Origin of the sequence: Variovorax sp. V35 (genome assembly GCF_041154465.1) — a bacterium.
In the GTDB taxonomy this organism is placed as follows: domain Bacteria; phylum Pseudomonadota; class Gammaproteobacteria; order Burkholderiales; family Burkholderiaceae_C; genus Variovorax; species Variovorax boronicumulans.
Window position 1 is genome coordinate 1,228,190 of the sequence record NZ_AP028666.1, and the last position, 18,159, is coordinate 1,246,348.

Annotated in this window: 14 protein-coding genes and 1 pseudogene; 10 read left to right on the plus strand and 5 right to left on the minus strand. The window is 68.1% G+C overall.

Translation table 11 applies throughout. The features are described 5' to 3' along the window. Positions 1 to 8: 8 nt before the first annotated feature. From ACAM42_RS05585 to ACAM42_RS05595, 3 genes are read left to right on the plus strand one after another with little or no spacing between them, the layout of a single operon-like run. The gene (locus ACAM42_RS05585; RefSeq protein WP_369631354.1) at positions 9 to 935 is read left to right on the plus strand and encodes a transporter substrate-binding domain-containing protein; all 927 of its coding nucleotides are present in this window, start codon (positions 9 to 11) and stop codon (positions 933 to 935) included. A 55-nt stretch (positions 936 to 990) separates the two neighbouring features. Continuing rightward, positions 991 to 1,728 carry an amino acid ABC transporter permease gene (locus ACAM42_RS05590; RefSeq protein WP_062471835.1) on the plus strand — a complete coding sequence of 246 codons (738 nt, stop codon included), beginning with the start codon at positions 991 to 993 and terminating at the stop codon, positions 1,726 to 1,728. Further along, positions 1,728 to 2,417, plus strand: coding sequence for an amino acid ABC transporter permease (locus tag ACAM42_RS05595; RefSeq protein WP_159278447.1), 690 nt, complete (start codon positions 1,728 to 1,730; stop codon positions 2,415 to 2,417). The genes ACAM42_RS05590 and ACAM42_RS05595 overlap by 1 nt, the downstream gene beginning before the upstream one ends. A gap of 7 nt (positions 2,418 to 2,424) precedes the next feature. Here the strand turns inward: ACAM42_RS05595 and ACAM42_RS05600 are convergent, their stop codons facing one another. Both ACAM42_RS05600 and ACAM42_RS05605 read right to left on the minus strand, forming a co-directional pair. Next, positions 2,425 to 4,503, minus strand: coding sequence for a TonB-dependent receptor (locus ACAM42_RS05600; RefSeq protein WP_369632727.1), 2,079 nt, complete (start codon positions 4,501 to 4,503; stop codon positions 2,425 to 2,427). A gap of 373 nt (positions 4,504 to 4,876) precedes the next feature. Next, positions 4,877 to 6,469 carry a phospholipase D family protein gene (locus ACAM42_RS05605; RefSeq protein ID WP_369631355.1) on the minus strand — a complete coding sequence of 531 codons (1,593 nt, stop codon included), beginning with the start codon at positions 6,467 to 6,469 and terminating at the stop codon, positions 4,877 to 4,879. A gap of 174 nt (positions 6,470 to 6,643) precedes the next feature. On the opposite strand from ACAM42_RS05605, the gene ACAM42_RS05610 reads away from it, so the two are divergent. The 4 genes and pseudogenes from ACAM42_RS05610 to ACAM42_RS05625 all read left to right on the plus strand — a co-directional run. Continuing rightward, the gene (locus tag ACAM42_RS05610; RefSeq protein ID WP_369631356.1) at positions 6,644 to 8,740 is read left to right on the plus strand and encodes a TonB-dependent siderophore receptor; all 2,097 of its coding nucleotides are present in this window, start codon (positions 6,644 to 6,646) and stop codon (positions 8,738 to 8,740) included. A 30-nt stretch (positions 8,741 to 8,770) separates the two neighbouring features. Next, the gene (locus tag ACAM42_RS05615) at positions 8,771 to 9,973 is read left to right on the plus strand and encodes a PepSY-associated TM helix domain-containing protein (protein WP_369631357.1); all 1,203 of its coding nucleotides are present in this window, start codon (positions 8,771 to 8,773) and stop codon (positions 9,971 to 9,973) included. Further along, positions 9,970 to 10,182 (plus strand): hypothetical protein, encoded by a 213-nt coding sequence (locus tag ACAM42_RS05620; RefSeq protein ID WP_070059960.1) that lies wholly within the window; start codon positions 9,970 to 9,972, stop codon positions 10,180 to 10,182. Before ACAM42_RS05615 ends, ACAM42_RS05620 begins: the two co-directional genes overlap by 4 nt. Before the next feature lie 130 nt (positions 10,183 to 10,312). Then, positions 10,313 to 12,346, plus strand: a pseudogene (locus ACAM42_RS05625) (TonB-dependent receptor); the annotation flags it as partial. A gap of 74 nt (positions 12,347 to 12,420) precedes the next feature. Here ACAM42_RS05625 and metK read toward each other — a convergent pair. Further along, entirely contained in the window at positions 12,421 to 13,605 is a 1,185-nt protein-coding gene (gene metK / locus ACAM42_RS05630; protein ID WP_062471813.1) for a methionine adenosyltransferase, read from the minus strand. A gap of 232 nt (positions 13,606 to 13,837) precedes the next feature. Between metK and ACAM42_RS05635 the strand changes: the two genes are divergently transcribed. Continuing rightward, positions 13,838 to 14,737, plus strand: coding sequence for a lysophospholipid acyltransferase family protein (locus ACAM42_RS05635; protein ID WP_369631358.1), 900 nt, complete (start codon positions 13,838 to 13,840; stop codon positions 14,735 to 14,737). Beyond that, a complete protein-coding gene (locus tag ACAM42_RS05640) occupies positions 14,734 to 15,618 on the plus strand; it encodes a lipid A biosynthesis acyltransferase (protein ID WP_369631359.1) in 885 nt (294 codons plus the stop codon). The genes ACAM42_RS05635 and ACAM42_RS05640 overlap by 4 nt, the downstream gene beginning before the upstream one ends. On the opposite strand, the gene ACAM42_RS05645 is transcribed toward ACAM42_RS05640, so the two are convergent. Next, positions 15,612 to 16,526, minus strand: coding sequence for an alpha/beta fold hydrolase (locus ACAM42_RS05645; protein WP_369631360.1), 915 nt, complete (start codon positions 16,524 to 16,526; stop codon positions 15,612 to 15,614). The two genes, ACAM42_RS05640 and ACAM42_RS05645, sit on opposite strands and share 7 nt — an antisense overlap. A 90-nt stretch (positions 16,527 to 16,616) precedes the next feature. Further along, positions 16,617 to 17,354, minus strand: coding sequence for a ribosome biogenesis GTP-binding protein YihA/YsxC (gene yihA, locus ACAM42_RS05650; RefSeq protein WP_062471802.1), 738 nt, complete (start codon positions 17,352 to 17,354; stop codon positions 16,617 to 16,619). 71 nt (positions 17,355 to 17,425) lie between these two features. Here yihA and ACAM42_RS05655 point away from each other — a divergent pair, with 71 nt between their 5' ends. Then, positions 17,426 to 18,097 (plus strand): cytochrome c, encoded by a 672-nt coding sequence (locus ACAM42_RS05655; protein WP_095743749.1) that lies wholly within the window; start codon positions 17,426 to 17,428, stop codon positions 18,095 to 18,097. Positions 18,098 to 18,159 lie beyond the last annotated feature (62 nt).

The following is an 18,159-nucleotide window of genomic DNA, read 5'->3' on the forward strand; positions in this document are numbered from 1 at the left end:
AGCCCGCGATGACTTTCAAGCCGACCCTTCACGCCGCGTTGACCCGTTCCTTCCTCGCCATGGCCGGCCTCGCGCTGTGCGCCGGCGTCGCCGCGCAGACCGCGCCGCCGCTGGACGGCACGCTCAAGAAGATCAAGGACACCGGGGCGATCACCGTGGCCACGCGCGGTGCCTCGATCCCGTTCAACTACCTGGACGACCACAACAAGCAGGCCGGCTTCGCCTGGGAAATTTCGCAGCGCGTGGTCGCCCAGGTGAAGAAGGACCTGCAGCTCACCCGGCTGGAGGTCAAGACCCTGGAAGTCACGCCGCAGACGCGCATTCCGCTGGTGGCCAACCAGACGGTCGACCTGGAGTGCAGCTCGACCACCAACAACGCCGAGCGGCAGAACCAGGTGTCGTTCTCGACGACCTTCTTCGTTGTGGGCGCCCGCCTGCTGGTGCGCAAGAACTCCGGCATCAAGCACTGGGCCGACCTCGTGGGCAAGAACGTCGTGGTCAGCGCGGGCACCACGGCGGAGCGCATGCTGCGGCAGCTCAACGAAAAGAACAAGTGGGGCATCCAGATCATCCTGGCCAAGGACATCAACGAGAACTTCCTGACCGTGGAGACGGGGCGCGCGGTGGCCGCGACGCAGGACGACATCATTCTCTTCAGCAACATCGCCCGCGCCAGGAACCCGGCGGACTGGGAGGTGGTCGGCGTGCCGCAGCAGAAGGAGGCCTATGGCTGCATGCTGCGCAAGGGCGACGCGGCGTTCAAGAAGCTTGTCGACGGCGTGATCACCGGGATGATGCGATCGGGCGAGTTCACCGCGTTGTACGAGAAGTACTTCCTCAAGCCCATCGCGGTGAAGGGCAGCGTGACGGTCAACTTCCCGATGTCGCCCGACATGCAGGAGCTCGTGCGCCATCCGAGCGACCAGCCGCTGTAAGGCGCGGACGCGGCCACCCCTTCACGAACCGAACCGCCTGCCGGCACCTTTCGCGATGCACTACACCTGGGATTGGTTGATCTTCTTCAAACCCTCGGTCACGGGGGAGGGCCTGTACGGCCTGATGCTGGTGCGCGGGTTGCTGTGGACGGTCGCGCTGTCGCTGCTGGCCTGGACGCTGGCATTGGGCCTGGGCCTGATCGCCGGCGTGGCCCGCACGCTGCCCCACCGGACGGCGCGCACGCTGTCGGCGGTGTACATCCACTGCTTTCGCAACACGCCGCTGCTGGTGCAGCTGTTTCTCTGGTACTTCGTGGTGCCCGAGCTGTTGCCGACCGCCTGGGGCCATGCGATCAAGCAGATGAACCCGACCGCGAACCAGTTCCTCACCGTGCTGGTGGGCCTCACGCTCTACACGGCGGCGAAGGCGGCCGAGCAGGTGCGCGCGGGCATCGAGTCGGTGCCGCGCAGCCAGAAGCAGGCGGCCATGGCGATGGGCCTGGGAACCGTGGCGGCCTACCGCTACGTGATCCTGCCGCAGGCCCTGCGCATCGTCATCCCGCCGCTGACGTCCGACTTCCTGAACGTGTTCAAGAACTCGGCCGTCGCGCTGACGATCGGGCTCATGGAGCTCACCGGGCAGACGCGCCAGCTCAGCGAGTTCAGCGCCCATCCCTTCGAGGCCTTCATCGTGGCGACGCTCATCTACATGGCGATCACCTACGGCGTGATCGTGCTGATGCGCCGCATCGAACATCGGGTGCGCGTGCCCGGGCTGCTGGGCGCCGCGTGATGGGCTACGACTTCGATTGGGTCGCCCTGCAGCGCGCCTGGCCCTACCTGCTGCAGGGCCTGCAGATGACCGCGCTGCTGGTGGCGGCCTCCATGGCCGCCGGCATCGGCCTGGGGACCTTGCTGGCGATCACGCGGATCTTCGCGCCGCGGCCGGTGGCGGCGCTCGTGGCGGGGTACGTGAACCTGTTCCGCTCGATCCCGCTGATCCTCACGATCCTGTGGATCTACTTCCTGATGCCGGTGGTGCTGCGCGCCGTGACCGGCGACCCGAACCTCGGCGTCGGGCCGATCTACGCCGCGCTCGTGGCCTTCGTGCTCGCGGAGTCCGCCTACTACTGCGAGATCATCCGCGCCGGCATCGGCAGCGTGCGCGCCGGCCAGATGCAGGCGGCGCAGTCGCTGGGGATGTCGCCGGGGCAGGCGATGCGGCACGTGATCCTGCCGCAGGCCTTTCGCAACATGACGCCCTCGCTCATCAACCAGACCATCGCGCTGCTCAAGGACACCTCGCTGGTCTACGTGATCAGCCTGAACGACTTTCTCGGCGCCGCCAGCAAGGTGGGACAACGCGACGGGCGCGTGGTCGAGGTCTACATCCTGGTCGCCGTCGTCTACCTGGTGCTGTGCACGGCGGGCGCCTGGTGGGTCACGTGGCTGCAACGGCGCAAGGTGGCGGCGGCGACCTGAGGTCTTCTCAGAACTTCGCGCGCAGCGTCAGCTGCACTTCGCGCCCCGGTCCCGGCAGGATCAGGTTGTCCACGCTGCCGTGGGCCGAGACGTAGTACTTGCGGTTCGCGATGTTCTTCAGGTTCAGCGCGATCTCGTAGCGCTCGGTCTTGTAATTGGCCGCGAGGTCGGCGGTCAGGTACGAGGGCAGCGTGACGAGGTTGCTCAGCGAGGCATAGCGCGCGCTGACGTAGTTCAGGCCGCCGCCGGCGCTGAAGCCGTGGCCGAGATCCTTCATGGCCCACACGAAGGCCGAGTGACGCGGCGTGAGCGCGGCGGTCTTGCCCTGCACCGGGATCGCGGCGCCCACGGGCAGCTGCAGCGAGCTCACGGTGGCGAGCGACTTGGTCATCTTTGCGTCGAGGTAGGCATAGCCCGCGCTCACGTCCCAGCGGCCCGGCAGGCGGCCGTTGAGCGCGAGCTCCAGGCCGTTGGTGCGCTGCGTGCCGACGTTGATCTGGCGGCGCGGGTTGTTCGGGTCGGTGTTCTTGATGCCCGAGCGTTCCAGGTTGAACAGCGCGGTCGTGAGGTTCAGGCCACCGTCGAGCAGATCGAACTTGGCGCCGATTTCCTTGTTGACGGTGATCTCGGGCGCGTTGTCGATGTTGCCGGTGGACAGCGCGAAGTTCTCACCCGAGGGCTGGAACGAGCGGCTGTACGACACGTAGTACGACTGCACCGTGTCGGGCTGCCACACCACGCCGGCGCGTGGGCTGAACTTGCGGTCGGTGCGCTCCAGCGGCGCGAGCTTGCGCTCGAAACTGGTGTCCTGCTTGAACACGTCGTAGCGCCCGCCGATCAGCGCCTTCCAGTGCGGTGCCAGCGTGATCTGGTCCTGGACATACACGGCCGCGGTCTTGAACTCGCTGTTGCTCGGGATCGCGCCGTCGGCGAGGTAGGTGGCCAGCGGGATCGGCAGCGGGTCCGCCACCGGGCTGAACAGGTTCACGCGCTGCGCTCCTGTGGCGGAAGACACGCTGAACAGCCGCTTGCGCTGCACGCCGAACTCGGCACCGACCAGCCACTCCTGCTTGAAGCCGCCCAGGTCGTTGCGCCAGGTCAGGTCGGTCTGGTTGAACCAGCCGCTCTCGTCGCGGTCGACGATGCCGCGCGTGCGGCCCACCGTCAGGCGCACCGGGTCGGTGGTGCCGCTGGGCAGCGTGTTGTTGCGGTCCAGGTGGTAGCTGGAATAGCGCGTGGTGTTGCGCAGGCTCAGCGCGTCGCTGAAGCGGTGGTTCAGCGTGGCGGTGAAGGTCTGCACCTTGCTGGTCACGGTGTCGTCGCGCTTGCCGTGCGCGGAGCCGTAGTAGGCGCCGATGGGCACGTCGACCGGGCGGCCGTTGAGCGCCGGGATGCCGAAGTCGGTGAGGCGCTGGTCGCGCAGGTTGGTGTACTGCAGCAGCAGGTCGGTCTGCGGGCTGAACTTGATCGCCAGCGAGGGCGCGATGTTGTGGCGGTCGGTGAACTGCTGGTCGCGGTAGCTGTCCGACTGCTCGCCCGCCACGTTCAGGCGGAAGGCCATGTTCTCGCCGATGGGTGTGTTCAGGTCGATCGTGCTGCGCGTGTAGTGGTGGCTGCCCAGGCCCAGCGAGACCTCTCCGAAGCGGCGCTCGAACACGGGCTTCTTGGTCACGCGGTTGATCAGGCCGCCCGAGGAGCCGCGGCCGTAGAGCACGGCGGCCGGGCCCTTGAGCACCTCGATGCGCTCGGTGTCCGAGAGGTCGCGAAAGTACAGCGCGTCGTCGCGCACGCCGTCCACGAACCAGTCGGAGATGCCGCTGAAGCCGCGGATCACGACCTGGTCGCGCTGGCCGTCGCCGTGGTTGAAGCTCACGCCCGGCACGTTGCGCAGGGCGTCCTGCATCGACACGGCGCCCTGGTCGCGCAGCAGCTGCTCGGGCAGCACGTTCACGGCCTGCGGCACGTCGCGCAGCGGCGCGCTGCCCTTGGTGGCGGTGCTGGCGGCGGCGGGGGCGTAGCCCTTGTCGTCCTCGGCGCTGACGGTGACTTCCTTCAGGGTCGAGGCGGCGGTCTGTGCCAGCGCCATGCCCGACAGCGACGCGAGGGCGGCGCCGGCCAGCAGCGAAAGGGGCCACAGCGGGCGCGAGGGGGTGGCGGTGCGGGTGGCTGTGCGGGAGGAGGGCTTCATGTTGTCCGGTTGTGCTTGTTCTTGGAGGGCGGCGCCGCGCAGGCGCGGCCGTACGCGACAACGCCCTTCGTCGCGAGAGACGAAGGGCGTTGTCGTGCCCTGCCTTGAACTGGAAATGTCTGGGTGAGGCAATGGCGCAGCGCGGACGGAAGAATCTCCGTGGCGGGACGCCATGACGGCCGCTGGACGCGGCGGGCTGAATTCTAAAGAGCTAAATGCGAGGCGTTTGCATTTGTGGCAAGGATGCGACGCGGGGCCGCCCGCCCGCCGCTCACAGCTGGTCGGTCGGCACGAACCACGAGAACAGCAGCAGCTGCAGGCGCGTGAGCATGCTGGAGTCGGGCTCGCTGTCGAGCACTTCGTTGTGCACGTCGCCGGTGCCGATCCATTGCACGTTCTGGCCGTCGGGCTTGAGCACGACGCGGTACACGCCTTCCATGTCGTCCAGCTGGTAGGCGAAGAGCAGCGCCTGCGTGAGCTCGAAGCTGCGCACGCGCACGCCGAACTCGGTGTTCAGCAGGGCCGAGCGCGGGTCGAGGTTCATCGAGCCCAGCAGCACCCACTGGCGGTCGACCAGCGCCAGCTTGGCGTGCAGGCGCCCGCGCGCCTTCTTGAGCAGGCTGCGGAACTGGCCGCTGCGCTTGAGCTGCTGCGTGCTCACCTCGTACAGGTTCACGCCGAGCTTGAGCATGTCGACGCGGTAGCGGTTGTAGTTGATGTTCACCAGCGGCTCGTCGCTGTCGGCCAGCGAGTTGGTGACCACGGTGATGCTCAGTCCGTGGTCGCGGCCCATGCGGATGCGCTCCATGCCCTCGTCGCCGGGAATGAAGTAGGGCGAGATCACCACCACGTTCGACTTCGCCGCGCCCAGCATCTCGTGGAAGCGCTGCGCCAGCGACTCCTGCGGGCGCGCCATCGTGCCCAGGGCCTTGTTCGGGCTGTCGGCGGTGGCGGCGGCCTCGGCGCGGATCCAGCGCGTCTCGCCGATGTTGTCCAGCTGCGCGCCCAGTGGCAGGTCGCCCAGCAGGTCGGTGGCGGCCAGCGGATCGGGCAGCGGCGCAAAGGCGGGCGAGGTCGCGGCCTCGAAGGCGGCCTTGAGCTCGTCGGGCGTGAGCGTCGTGCCGGCCATGCGCTGCAGCGGGTAGACCACGTCGCTGTTCCAGTAGGTGTCGAAGATCCCGGCCGACTGCGGCACCACCGGGCCGGCCAGCAGCAGCTCGAAGTCGATGAAGTTGGCGCTCTCGCTGCGCAGGAAGTACTCGTCCGCGAGGTTGCGTCCGCCGGCGATGGCCATGGCGCCATCGGCGATGAACAGCTTGTTGTGCATGCGGTGGTTGAGCCGCCGGAAATCGCCGAAGAACTCCAGCCAGCGCAGCGACGAGTGATCGCGCGCGTTCACGAAAGGGTTGAACAGCCGCACCTGGGCATTGGGCTCGGCGGCCAGCCCGAGCAGCAGGCGGTCCATGCCGGCGGTGTAGAAGTCGTCGAGCAGCAGGCGCACGCGCACGCCGCGCCGGGCGGCGTCGCGCAGTTCGCGCAGCAGGAGGCGGCCGGTCTTGTCGTTGCCGAGCTGGTAGGTCTGCACGTCGAGCGAGGCCCGGGCGCGGCGGATGAGCTCCAGCCGCGCATCGAGCGCGAACGAGGCCTCGATCAGCGGCCGCATGCTCGACAGCCCGTCGGGCGGTGAGTCGAGGCTGGCGGCGGCATGGCCGAGCGGGGTGGCGGACGAAGCGGGAATGGCGATCGAGGGCGGCCCATCGGGCAGGCGCGGCGGCAGGCCGGCGCAGCCGGTGAGCACCAGCACGACCAGCACCAGCGCCGGGCCGCGCAGCGCAGGAAACAACGAGGCGAGGAGCTTGAGCATGGGGCCTGTCAGCGCACGCAAGGGCGTGCGGGCGGCATCGTAGCCCGGCTCGCGACGGCGACCGCGGCGGTTTTGCAACGCTTCGCCCCCGTGTGCTGGAAAACCCGTGGACCGCGACTTTCTTGACAATAGAATGCGAATTGTTATCAATAGTGTTCAATGGGCAATAAAAACATGGCAAGAATGAGGGCGCGGCGCAGGGCCGCTTCGGTGCTGGTGGGCTGTCTGGCGATCTACGCGCAGCAGCACGTTCTGGCGCAAACGGGCGGCACGGGGTCGCTGCCTGAAGTGCGCGTCGATGCGAACGCCGAAGCCGAGACCGCCACCTCGCCCGTGATCGGCTACCGCGCCAAGAACGCCGTCACCGCCACCAAGACCGACACGCCGCTGTCGGAAACGCCGCAGTCCGTCACCGTGATCACGCGCGACCAGATGGTCGACCAGGGCGCCAACAACCTGCAGGACGCCCTCAACTACGCGGCGGGCGTGCGCTCCGACGCCTACGGTGTCGACTCGCGCACCGACTCGATCCGCGTGCGCGGCGCCTACCCCGACATCTACCTCGATGGCCTGCGCCAGGCCTACGGCTACTACACCAGCACGACGCGCACCGAGCCCTACACGCTGGAGCGCCTCGAAGTGCTGCGCGGCCCCTCGGGCATGCTGTTCGGCGCGGGCACCGCGGCGGGCGTGGTCAACATGGTCAGCAAGCGGCCGCTGCAGGAGGCCCAGCGCGAGGTGGGCGTGCAGTTCGGCAGCTTCGGCCGCAAGCAGGTGCAGGCCGACCTGACTGGTCCGCTGAATGCCGATGGCTCGCTGTCGTACCGGTTGATCGCGCTGCAGCGCAAGTCCGATTCGCAAGTGGACAACGTGCCCGACGACCGCAGCGTGATCGCGCCCTCGCTCACCTGGCGGCCCAACGCGGCGACCTCGCTGACGCTGCAGGGCCTGTGGCAAAAAGACAAGAGCGGCAGCAGCTCGCAATTCCTGCCGTGGGAAGGCACCTTGCTGCCGAACCCGAACGGCCGCGTGCCCGCCAGCCGCTTCATCGGCGAGGCCGGCGACTACTACAACAGCGAGCGCCAGACCTTCGGCTGGCAGTTCGAGCACAAGTTCAACGACAGCTGGACCGTGCGCCAGAACTTCCGCTACGCGAAGAACGAAAACGACAACCGCTACCACTACGGTGGCGCGTTCAGCGGCTTCGACAGCTGGTCGACCGACCCGATCTTCAAGCGCGTGTTCCCCCGCTACTTCGACAGCCAGCTGACCCGCAACCGCACGCAGACGCTGGACAACCACGTCGAGGGCCACTTCCAGACCGGTGCGCTCAAGCACACGCTGCTCGTGGGCGCGGACTTCGCACGCCAGCGCGAGAACGTCTGGGGCGGCACCACGGTCGACACCATCGACCTCTATGCGCCGGTGTACGGCCACGTGGACGAACCCGAGCGCGTGGCGCGTCCGCGCACCCGCCAGCGCCAGACCGGCCTGTACCTGCAGGACCAGATCAAGCTCGACAACTGGATCTTCGTGGCCGGCCTGCGCCATGACCGGGCCGTGTCCAGCGCCGCCGGCAGCGACGAGCAAAAGAGCAGCGCCACCACCAAGCGCCTGGGCGTGATGTACGCCCATCCTTCGGGCTGGTCGCCGTACCTGAGCTACAGCGAGTCGTTCACGCCGCAGTCGCCGCGCGAAGGCCGCATCTTCTCGCCGCTGCGCGGCGAGCAGTGGGAAGTGGGCCTGAAGTACGAGCCGAAGAACCGCGCCATGGCCTTCAGCGCCGCGGTGTACGACCTGCGCGAGAAGAACCAGATCGTCGAAGAGCAGCCGAAGGTGTTCTCGCAGCGCGGCCTCACCAAGACGAAGGGCGTGGAGCTGGAAGCCAAGGGCTCGGTGGGCACCAACCTCGACCTGATCGCCCACTACAACTACACCGACGCCGACGCGCAGATCGAAGGCCTGCCCAAGCACCAGGCCAGCTTCTGGGCCAAGTACAGGTTCTCGGTGGCCGGCATGAGCGGCTTCTCGGCCGGCGCCGGCGTGCGCGTGATGAGTTCGTTCCGCGACACCCAGTTCGGCACTGGCCCGCGCATCCCCGGTGTGGCGCTGGCCGACTTGGTGTTTGCTTACGATACGGCCCAGTGGCGCTATGCGCTCAACATCAACAACGTGACGGACAAGGTGTACTTCAGCACCTGCCTGTCGCGCGGCGACTGCTGGTACGGTGCGCGCCGCAACATCGTGGCGAGCGCCACCTACCGCTTCTAGCCTTTTCCCCACCCAACGACGCACGACGACATGGACAGCCGAAAGATCAAGACCTGGGCCTGGGTGCACAAGTGGAGCAGCCTCGTGTGCACGGTGTTCATGCTGCTGCTGTGCATCACCGGCCTGCCGCTGATCTTCCACCACGAGATCGGCCACCTGCTGGGCACCGAGGTCGAGGCGCCGAAGATGCCGGCGAACACGCCGCGCATCAGCCTGGACAAGGTGGTCGAGATCGGCCGCGCCAAGCACCCCGATCGCGTGGTGCAGTTCGTCTCGCAGCCCGAGGACGACGACGGCCTGTGGTTCGTCACGCTCACGCCCACGCCCGAACCCACCGAAGACTTCAAGTCGGTGGCGGTCGATGCGCGCACCGGTGTCGTGCTGGCGCAGCCCGAGTTCAGCCAGGGCTTCATGTACATCATGTTCAAGCTGCACGTCGACCTGTTCGCCGGGCTGCCGGGCAAGCTGTTCCTGGGCTTCATGGGCTTGCTGCTGCTGGTGGCCATCGTCTCGGGCGTGGTGCTGTACTCGCCGTTCATGCGCAAGCTCGACTTCGGCACCGTGCGGCGCGAGAAGCGCCCGCGCCTGAAGTGGCTCGACCTGCACAACCTGCTGGGTATCGTCACGCTGGTGTGGCTGTTCGTGGTGGGCTCCACCGGCATGATCAACACCTGGGCCGACCTGATCATCAAGTACTGGCAGTACGACCAGCTGAGCACGCTGCTCGCGCCCTACAAGAACGAGCCGGTGGTGCCGGTGGCCGAGCGCGGCTCGCTGCAGCGCTCGATGGAAGGTGCGATGCAGAAGGCGCCCGGCATGAAGCTGTCGTTCATCGCCTTCCCGGGCACCTCGTTCTCGAGCCCGCACCACACGACTTTCTTCCTGCGCGGCAACGAGCCCTTCACCTCGAAGCTGCTGCAGCCGGTGCTGGTCGATGCCAAGACCGCAGAGGTGACGGCAGCGCCGAAGATGCCGTGGTACCTCACGGGCCTGCTGGTGTCGCAGCCGCTGCACTTCGGCGACTACGGCGGCATGCCGATGCAGATCCTGTGGGCGCTGCTCGACATCGCGACCATCATCGTGCTGGGCAGCGGGCTGTACCTGTGGCTCAAGCGCGGCAACACCGTGCCGGCCCGGGCGACCCCGACCGCGGCGCCCGCCACGGAGCGCGCGCCGCCCTCGGCCTCGGGCCCGCAGCCCGAGCCGGCACCGGCCATGAAGGTACAGGCATGACGACGCACCACAAGGCACCGCACCAGTCCTTCTGGCGCATGTGGGGCTGGCCGATCGCGCTGGGCGTGATGACCACGGTCGGCCTCATCACCGCGCTGTTCAGCGATGGCGGCCTCGGCGACATGGTGGCCTGGGTGGGCCTGGGCATTCCGGTGCTCGTGTGCGCCTGGTACGGCTGGCGCCGGTCGCCGCGCACGGGTTCGCGCTAGGCGAAAGGGGCAGGGCACCGACGCAGAATCGGTGCCGATGAATGCCGCACTCTCCTACCCGCTTCGCCTCCTGATCCTGGGCGCTCCGCTGGCCGTGCACGGCCAGCAACCCGCCACGTCGCCGGCTGGCACGCTGCGCGATGTCACCGTTTCCACGCCGCGCGGCACGCTGTCTCCGTTTCTCGTGCCCGGCTCGGTCGACCGCGTCGACGGCGACGAGATGCGCGACAGCCGGATGCAGGTCAACCTGTCCGAGAGCCTGGGCGCCGTGCCCGGCCTGCAGGTGCAGAACCGCATGAACTACGCGCAGGACCTGCAGCTGTCGGTGCGCGGTTTCGGCGCGCGCTCGACCTTCGGCGTGCGCGGCGTGCGCCTGTACGTGGACGGCATTCCGGCCACCTTGCCCGACGGCCAGGGACAGACCTCGAACATCGACATCGGCTCGGTCGACCGCGTCGAAGTGCTGCGCGGGCCGTTCTCGGCGCTGTACGGCAACTCGTCGGGCGGCGTGGTGCAGGCGTTCACGGCCTCGGGGGAGGGCGCGCCTCGCCTGTCGTATGCGCTGGCGGGCGGCAGCTTCGGCAGCTGGCGCCAGTCGCTGCAGCTGAGCGGCTCGCAGGGCGCGGTCGACTACCTGCTCGGCGCGAGCCACTTTCGCACCGACGGCTGGCGCGAGCAGAGTGCCGCGCGGCGCAACATCGCGAACGGCAAGCTGGGCGTCGCGCTGGACAACGGCGACAAGCTCACGCTCGTGTTCAACAGCGTGCGCATCGAGGCGCAGGACCCGCTGGGCCTGACGGCCGAACAGGTCGCGCAGGCACCGCGCAAGGCACCGCTGGCGCTGCAGTACGACACGCGCAAGACGGTCGAGCAGACGCAGGTCGGCCTGCGCTACGAGCGGCGCCTGAATGCCGAGCAGGCGCTGCAGTTCATGGTCTACGGCGGCGAGCGCAAGACCGTGCAGTTCCAGTCGATCCCGCCGTCGGCGCAGCAGAGTCCGCTGCATGCGGGCGGCGTGATCGACCTCACGCGCCAGTACGGCGGCGTCGACCTGCGCTGGACCGCCGCGCTGCAGCTGGCCGACCGGCCTTTCGACCTCGTGGCGGGCCTGGGTTACGACAGCCTGCGCGAGCGCCGCCGCGGCTACGAGAACTACCAGGGCCCGGTGGCCGCGCCCCTGCTGGGCGTGCAGGGGCGGCTGCGCCGCAACGAGCGCAACGAGGTCTGGAATCTCGATCCGTATGCGCAGGCGGCCTGGCGCTTCGCGGAGCGCTGGACGCTCGAGGCCGGCGTGCGCCGCAGCCGCGTGCACTTCGATTCGCACGACCTGTACATAGCCGGTGCCAACCGCAACGACAGCGGCAGCGCGAGCTACAGCAAGACCTTGCCCGTGGCCTCGCTGCGCTACCAGGCCACGCCCGATCTCGCCGTGTACGGCTCGGTCGGTCGGGGCTTCGAGACGCCGACGCTCAACGAGCTGTCGTACCGCCCGGGCGGCGCCAGCGGGCTCAACTTCGGGCTGCGGCCGTCGGTGAACGACAGCCTCGAGGTGGGCGCGAAGGCGCGGCTGGCCGGCGGGCTGCTGACGGCTGCACTGTTTCATACGCGCACGCGCGACGAGATCGTCACCGCCACCAACAGCGGCGGCCGCGCCACCTTCCAGAACGCGGGGCGCACGCGGCGCAACGGCTTCGAGCTGGGCTGGCAGCACGAAACGGCCGACCACTGGCGCACGCAGGTCGCCTACACGTGGCTGGACGCGACCTACCGCGATGCGTTCTGCTCGCCGTCGCCCTGTGCGGGCGGCAATGCCGTGAACGCGGGCAACCGCATCCCGGGCATCGCGCGCCAGTCGCTGTTCGCCTCGCTCGGCTGGGTGCCGCCCGAGGGCTGGCGCGCCGGTGTCGAGATGCGCGCGCTGAGCCGCATCCAGGCCAACGACCTGAACACCGCGAGCGCGCACGGCTACGCTGTGGCGGCGCTGTACGCCGGCTACCTGAAGAAGTGGGAGCGCTGGGACTTCAACGCCTTCGCGCGCGTCGACAACCTGTTCGACCGCCGCTACATGGGCTCGGTCATCGTCAACGAAGGCAATGCGCGCTTCTACGAGCCCGCGCCGGGGCGCAACTGGACGGTGGGCCTGAGCGGCGCGTACCGCTTCTGAAGAACGCGCCATGAAATGAAAAGGCCCGCCGCCCCGAGGGGACGGCGGGCCTTGAGACCCGGTAGTCGCAGTGCTTACTTGAGGCCGGCTGCAGCGCGCAGTGCGGCCGCTTGCGTCGTGGCTTCCCAGGTGAACTCGGGCTCTTCGCGGCCGAAGTGGCCGTAGGCGGCGGTCTTCTGGTAGATCGGGCGCAGCAGGTCGAGCATCTGGATGATGCCCTTCGGGCGCAGGTCGAAGTGCTCGCGCACGAGCTCGGCGATCTTCTCATCGGGGATCACGCCGGTGCCTTCGGTGTAGACCGTGATGTTCATCGGCTGGGCCACGCCGATGGCGTACGCCACCTGGATCTGGCACTGGCGCGCCAAGCCGGCGGCCACGATGTTCTTGGCCACATAGCGCGCGGCGTAGGCGGCCGAGCGGTCGACCTTCGACGGGTCCTTGCCCGAGAACGCGCCGCCGCCGTGCGGGCAGGCGCCGCCGTAGGTGTCGACGATGATCTTGCGGCCGGTGAGGCCGCAGTCGCCCTGCGGGCCGCCGATGACGAAGCGGCCGGTCGGGTTGATCAGGTAGCGCGTGTTCTGCAGCCATTCCTTGGGCAGCACGGGCTTGATGATCTCTTCGATGATGGCTTCGTTGAACGAGGCCTTCATCTTGGTCGGCGTTTCGCTCTGGTCGGGGCTGTGCTGCGTCGAGAGCACCACGGTGTCGATGCTGTGCGGCTTGCCGTCCACGTAGCGCATCGTGACCTGGCTCTTGGCGTCAGGGCGCAGGAAGGGCAGGCGGCCGTCCTTGCGCAGCTGGGCCTGGCGCTCCACGAGGCGGTGCGCGTAATAGATCGGCGCGGGCATCAGCTCGGGCGTCTCGTCGCAGGCGTAGCCGAACATCAGGCCCTGGTCGCCGGCGCCGGTGTTCAGGTGGTCGTCGGAGGCGTGGTCCACGCCCTGGGCGATGTCGTTGGACTGCTTGTCGTAGCAGACCATCACCGCGCAACCCTTGTAGTCGATGCCGTACTCGGTGTTGTCGTAGCCGATGCGCTTGATGGTGTCGCGCGCGACCTGGATGTAGTCGACGTGCGCGTTGGTCGTGATCTCGCCGGCAAGCACGACGAGGCCGGTGTTGGTCAGCGTTTCGGCGGCGACGCGGCTGCGGGGGTCTTGTTCGAAGATCGCGTCGAGGATCGCGTCCGAGATCTGGTCCGCGACCTTGTCGGGATGGCCTTCGGAAACCGATTCGGAAGTAAAGAGAAAGTCGTTCGCCACTGTGGTCACTCCTTGAAGTTCAATTGGCGCGTTGCCAACTCTGCGGAGCCCTGGCGAACGCTTTAGCAGATGTCGACGTATCGACGGGACACAATCGCATTCGCGCTTGTGGGTGTCGCCCTGCAAGTTGTTCCGTAACTCGGCGACAATTTGCATTCTATTCGAGCCGCGCAATACCATGCGCGCGCGTCCGCCTTTTGACCCTCCCTGACTCTCTCCCCCTCCCCGTTCAATGATCACCCTGTTCCGCCTGCTTGCCCGCGTGCCGATGCCGTTGATGCATCGGCTCGGCGCCTTGCTGGGATGGCTGGTCTGGTGGTGCGCGCCGGATTACCGCCGCCGCTTCAAGGCCAACGCCGAGAGCGCCGGCTTCTCGCCCGCGCAGTACCGTCCCGCCATCGCCGCCGCCGGCCACATGGCGTCCGAGCTGCCCTGGCTGTGGCTGCGCCCGCAGGGCGAGAGCGTGCTGACGCGCGTGGTGCGCTGGGAAGGCGTCGAGGCCTTCGAGGCCGCGATGCGCGCGAAAAAGGGCGTGATCCTCGTGGCGCCGCACCTGGGCAGCTGGGAGATGTGCGGCCAGGCCATCGGCGAGCGCTTTCTCGCGGACTTCGGGCCGATCACCGCGCTGTTCCGTCCGGCGCGTAAAAAGTGGATGGCCGACCTGATCGCCGCGGGATCGCGCGACCGGCCCGGCCTGCAGACCCTGCCGACCAACAACACCGGCGTGCGCGGCCTGATCCGCACGCTGCGCGGCGGCGGCTACACCGGCATCCTGCCCGACCAGGTGCCGCCACTGGGGCAGGGCGTGTGGGCGCCTTTCCTCGGCCGCCCCGCCTACACCATGACCCTGCTTCCCCGTTTGGCCCAACAGACCGGTGCCGCCTGCTTTCTCAGCGTGTGCGAGCGTCTGCCGCGCGGCGCGGGCTACGTGATCCGCTTCGAGCCGATCGTCGGCACCGCGCTCACCGACCCCAATGCCTCCATCGAGGACGCCGCCGCCGCCATGAACGACGGCATCGGTCGCCTGATCCACAGCCTGCCCGGCCAGTACGTGTGGGATTACGCGCGCTACAAGGAGCCGCGCGGCGAACCCGCCGTGGTGGCCAATGCCGCAGGAGGGGCTGCGCCATGAGCCTCAGCTCCCGACTCGGTATCGGCTTCATGCGGGTGCTGGCCCCGCTGCCCCTGCCGCTCGTGCGCGGCTTCAGCAAGGTGCTCGGCCGTGTGCTGCACACCATCGCCGTGCCGCGGCGGCGCGTGGTCGACCGGAACCTGGCCCTGTGCTTCCCCGAAAAATCGGAGGCCGAGCGCCGCGCCATCGCGCGCGAGACCTTCGTCTTCGTCGCGCAGTCCTGGCTGGACCGCAGCTGGCTCTGGCATGCGCCCGAACAGGTGGTGAAGAGCCGGCTCAAGATCGTCGGTTCTGCCTCTGAAATCCGCGAGATCGCCGAAGGCGACGCGCCGATGATCCTGTTCGCGCCGCACTTCTACGGCCTCGACGCCGCGGCCACCGCGCTCACCATGCACACGGCGCGCCCCTCGGCCACGATCTACACGACCCAGCGCGACCCGATGGTCGACGCCTGGATCCGCGAAGGCCGCACGCGCTTCGGCGACGTGGCGGCGCTCAACCGGGTGGACGGCATCAAGCCCATCCTCGCGGGGCTGCGCAAGGGCGGTTTGCTGTACCTGCTGCCCGACATGGACTTCGGGCGCGACCAGACCATCTTCGTGCCCTTCTACGGCGTGCAGGCGGCCACCGTGCCGTCGCTCTCGCGCTTCGCGCGGCTGGGCAAGGCCAAGGTGGTGCCGGTGGTGGCGAAGCTCACGCCCGGTGGTTACGAGATCCAGGTGCTGTCGGCGTGGCAGAACTTCCCGACCGACGACGTCGAGGCCGACACGGCGCTCATGAACGAGCGCCTGCAGGGCTACATCGACACGATGCCGTCCCAGTACTACTGGGTGCATCGGCGCTTCAAGACCCGCCCCGAAGGCGAGCCGCCGATCTACTGATTGCGGGCCAGGAAGCCCTCGATCTCGCGCGCGACCAGCTGCGGCTGCTCGTGCACGATCCAGTGGGTGGCGTTCGGCACCTTCTTGACCTCGAGCTGGGGCACGTAGTCTTCCAGCCCTTCGAGCAGGCCCGGCAGCAGCGCCGCGTCGTCGAGCGCCCAGAACACGAAGGTCGGCATGGTCACCGTGAGGCGTTCGCGCGGCAGCACCGGAATGCTGTCGACGGTCTGGCCCGGCAGCGGCGGCTTCATCGGCGTCACGCGGTACAGGTTGCAGGCGCCCGTGAGGCCCGCGCTCCAGACCTCGCGGTACTGTTGCTTCACCTCTTCGGTGAGCCAGCCGAAGCCGTCCGGGCCGGCCTTCATCAGCAGGAAGAAGGGCCACATGCGCTTGAAGTCGTCGGCCGCGAGCAGGGCTTCGGCGTCGGGGCGCGCCAGGAAGTGCATGTAGGCGCTGGCCTGCTGCTGCGCCGGGTTGTTGCGCAGCTCGCGCGTGAAGGTGCCCGGGTGCGGCGAATTGATGATGACCAGCTTGCCGACCTGCTGCGGGAAGGCGTTGGCGTAGCCCCAGGCGAAGGCGCCGCCCCAGTCGTGGGCGACCAGCGCGGCCATGGTGCCGTCGGCGCTCTCGGTGGCCACGAGCTGCTGGATGTCCTGGATCAGCAGGTGGGCCTTGTAGTCGGCCACTTCCGTGGGCGCGCTGGACTTCTCGAAGCCACGCAGGTTGGGCGCCACGCAGCGGTAGCCGCCGTGGGCCGGGTCCGAGAAGTAGGCGAGCAGTTCGTCCCAGATGAACGCGGCTTCGGGGAAGCCGTGCAGGAACACCATCAGCGGCTGGCCCGGCTTGCCGGCGGCGCGGCAACTCAGGGTGGTGCCGTTGGGCAGGCTGCGTTGGAAGGTCTCGATCATGCTTCGTGTCTCCTTGGGTTGACTTTCGCTATTGTTTTGATAGTGAACTTCGCAGGCGAGGCGCTCGATGCAGCCGGTTCCTCTAGCGCATCAGGCGTCGTCGGCCGGTGGCGGCGCGGGCGTTGGCGCGGCGTCGTCGGGATGCACCCAGCGCCACAGCAGCTCGGCCGCTTCGCCGACCCCTTGCTTCTTCAGGGCCGAGAACAGTTTGACCTCGCCGCCGCCGGCGTTCAGTCGCGTAATCGACAGCACCTTGGCGGCTTCGGTGCGGGTGAGCTTGTCGGACTTGGTCAGCAGCACGAGGAATTTGAGGCCTTGCTCGACGCGCGGGCGGATCACGTCGAGCAGGATCTCGTCGAGCTCGGTCATGCCGTGGCGCGGATCGCACATCAGGACAACCCCGCGCAGACTTTCGCGCGTCATGAGGTAGTTGCCCATCACGCGCTGCCAGCGCAGCTTGGCTTCCTTCGGCACGGCGGCGTAGCCGTAGCCGGGCAGGTCGGCCAGCACGGCGTCGTCGACCTTCTGCTTGCCGATGCCGAACAGGTTGATGTGCTGCGTGCGGCCCGGCGTCTTCGAGGCGAAGGCCAGCCGTGTCTGCTGCGTCAGGGTGTTGATGGCGGTCGATTTGCCGGCGTTCGATCGGCCGACGAAGGCGATCTCGGGCAGGTCGACCGGGGGCAGGTGTTCCAGCTGCGGAGCGCTGGTCAGGAAGTGGGCGGTGTGCAGCCAACCGAGGGCCACGCGCTCGCGTTCAGCGACCTGCGGGTCCACGGCAGGGGCCGCGCGGGGAGGATAAGCGGCGGACTTGGCGCGCGGGGAGGTCATCAATGGGCTTTCGGAACGGGGCGCCATTGTAGAATCGCGGGGTTTTGCGCCATAAATTCGAAGCCCCCGATATGAAGTTGTTTGCCAATATTCTGCTTGCAGCCCTCATGGGCGTCGCAGCCAGCGCGAGTTTTGCAGCCGATGAGCATGCAGCTGCCCCCGCAGCGGCAGCCGCCAAGCCGGCCAAGCCCGATCCCGCCAAGGGCGACACGCTGTTCAACGCGACGCCGGCCAACAGCCAAAGCTGTGCTTCGTGCCACAACGCGGACGGCAACTCGGCCATCGCAGCCAACCCCAAGCTGGCGCAACAACACCCCGAATACATCCTCAAGCAGCTGCAGGACTTCAAGTCCGGCAAGCGCAAGAGCGCCATCATGAAGCCGCTGGCCTCGGCGCTGTCCGAAGAAGACATGCGCAACATCGCCTGGTTCGTCGGCTCCAAGAAGATCAAGCCGGGCTTCTCGAAGGAGAAGGACACGGTCGCCCTCGGCGAAAAGATCTACCGCGGCGGCATCGGCGATCGCCAGATCCCGGCCTGCGCCGGCTGCCACAGCCCGAACGGTGCCGGCCTCCCGGCCCAGTACCCGCGCCTGGGCGGCCAGCACGCCGACTACACCGTGGCCCAGCTCGTGGCCTTCCGCGACAACGTCCGCCTGAACAGCTCGCCCATGAACGGCGTGGCCGCCAAGCTCAACGACCGCGAAATCAAGGCCGTGGCCGACTACATCGCCGGCCTGCGCTGATTTCCGCCGTCGCGCTGTCCAGCGTGAACTAACCGCCGATAAAAATCCCAAACAAAGGGCGG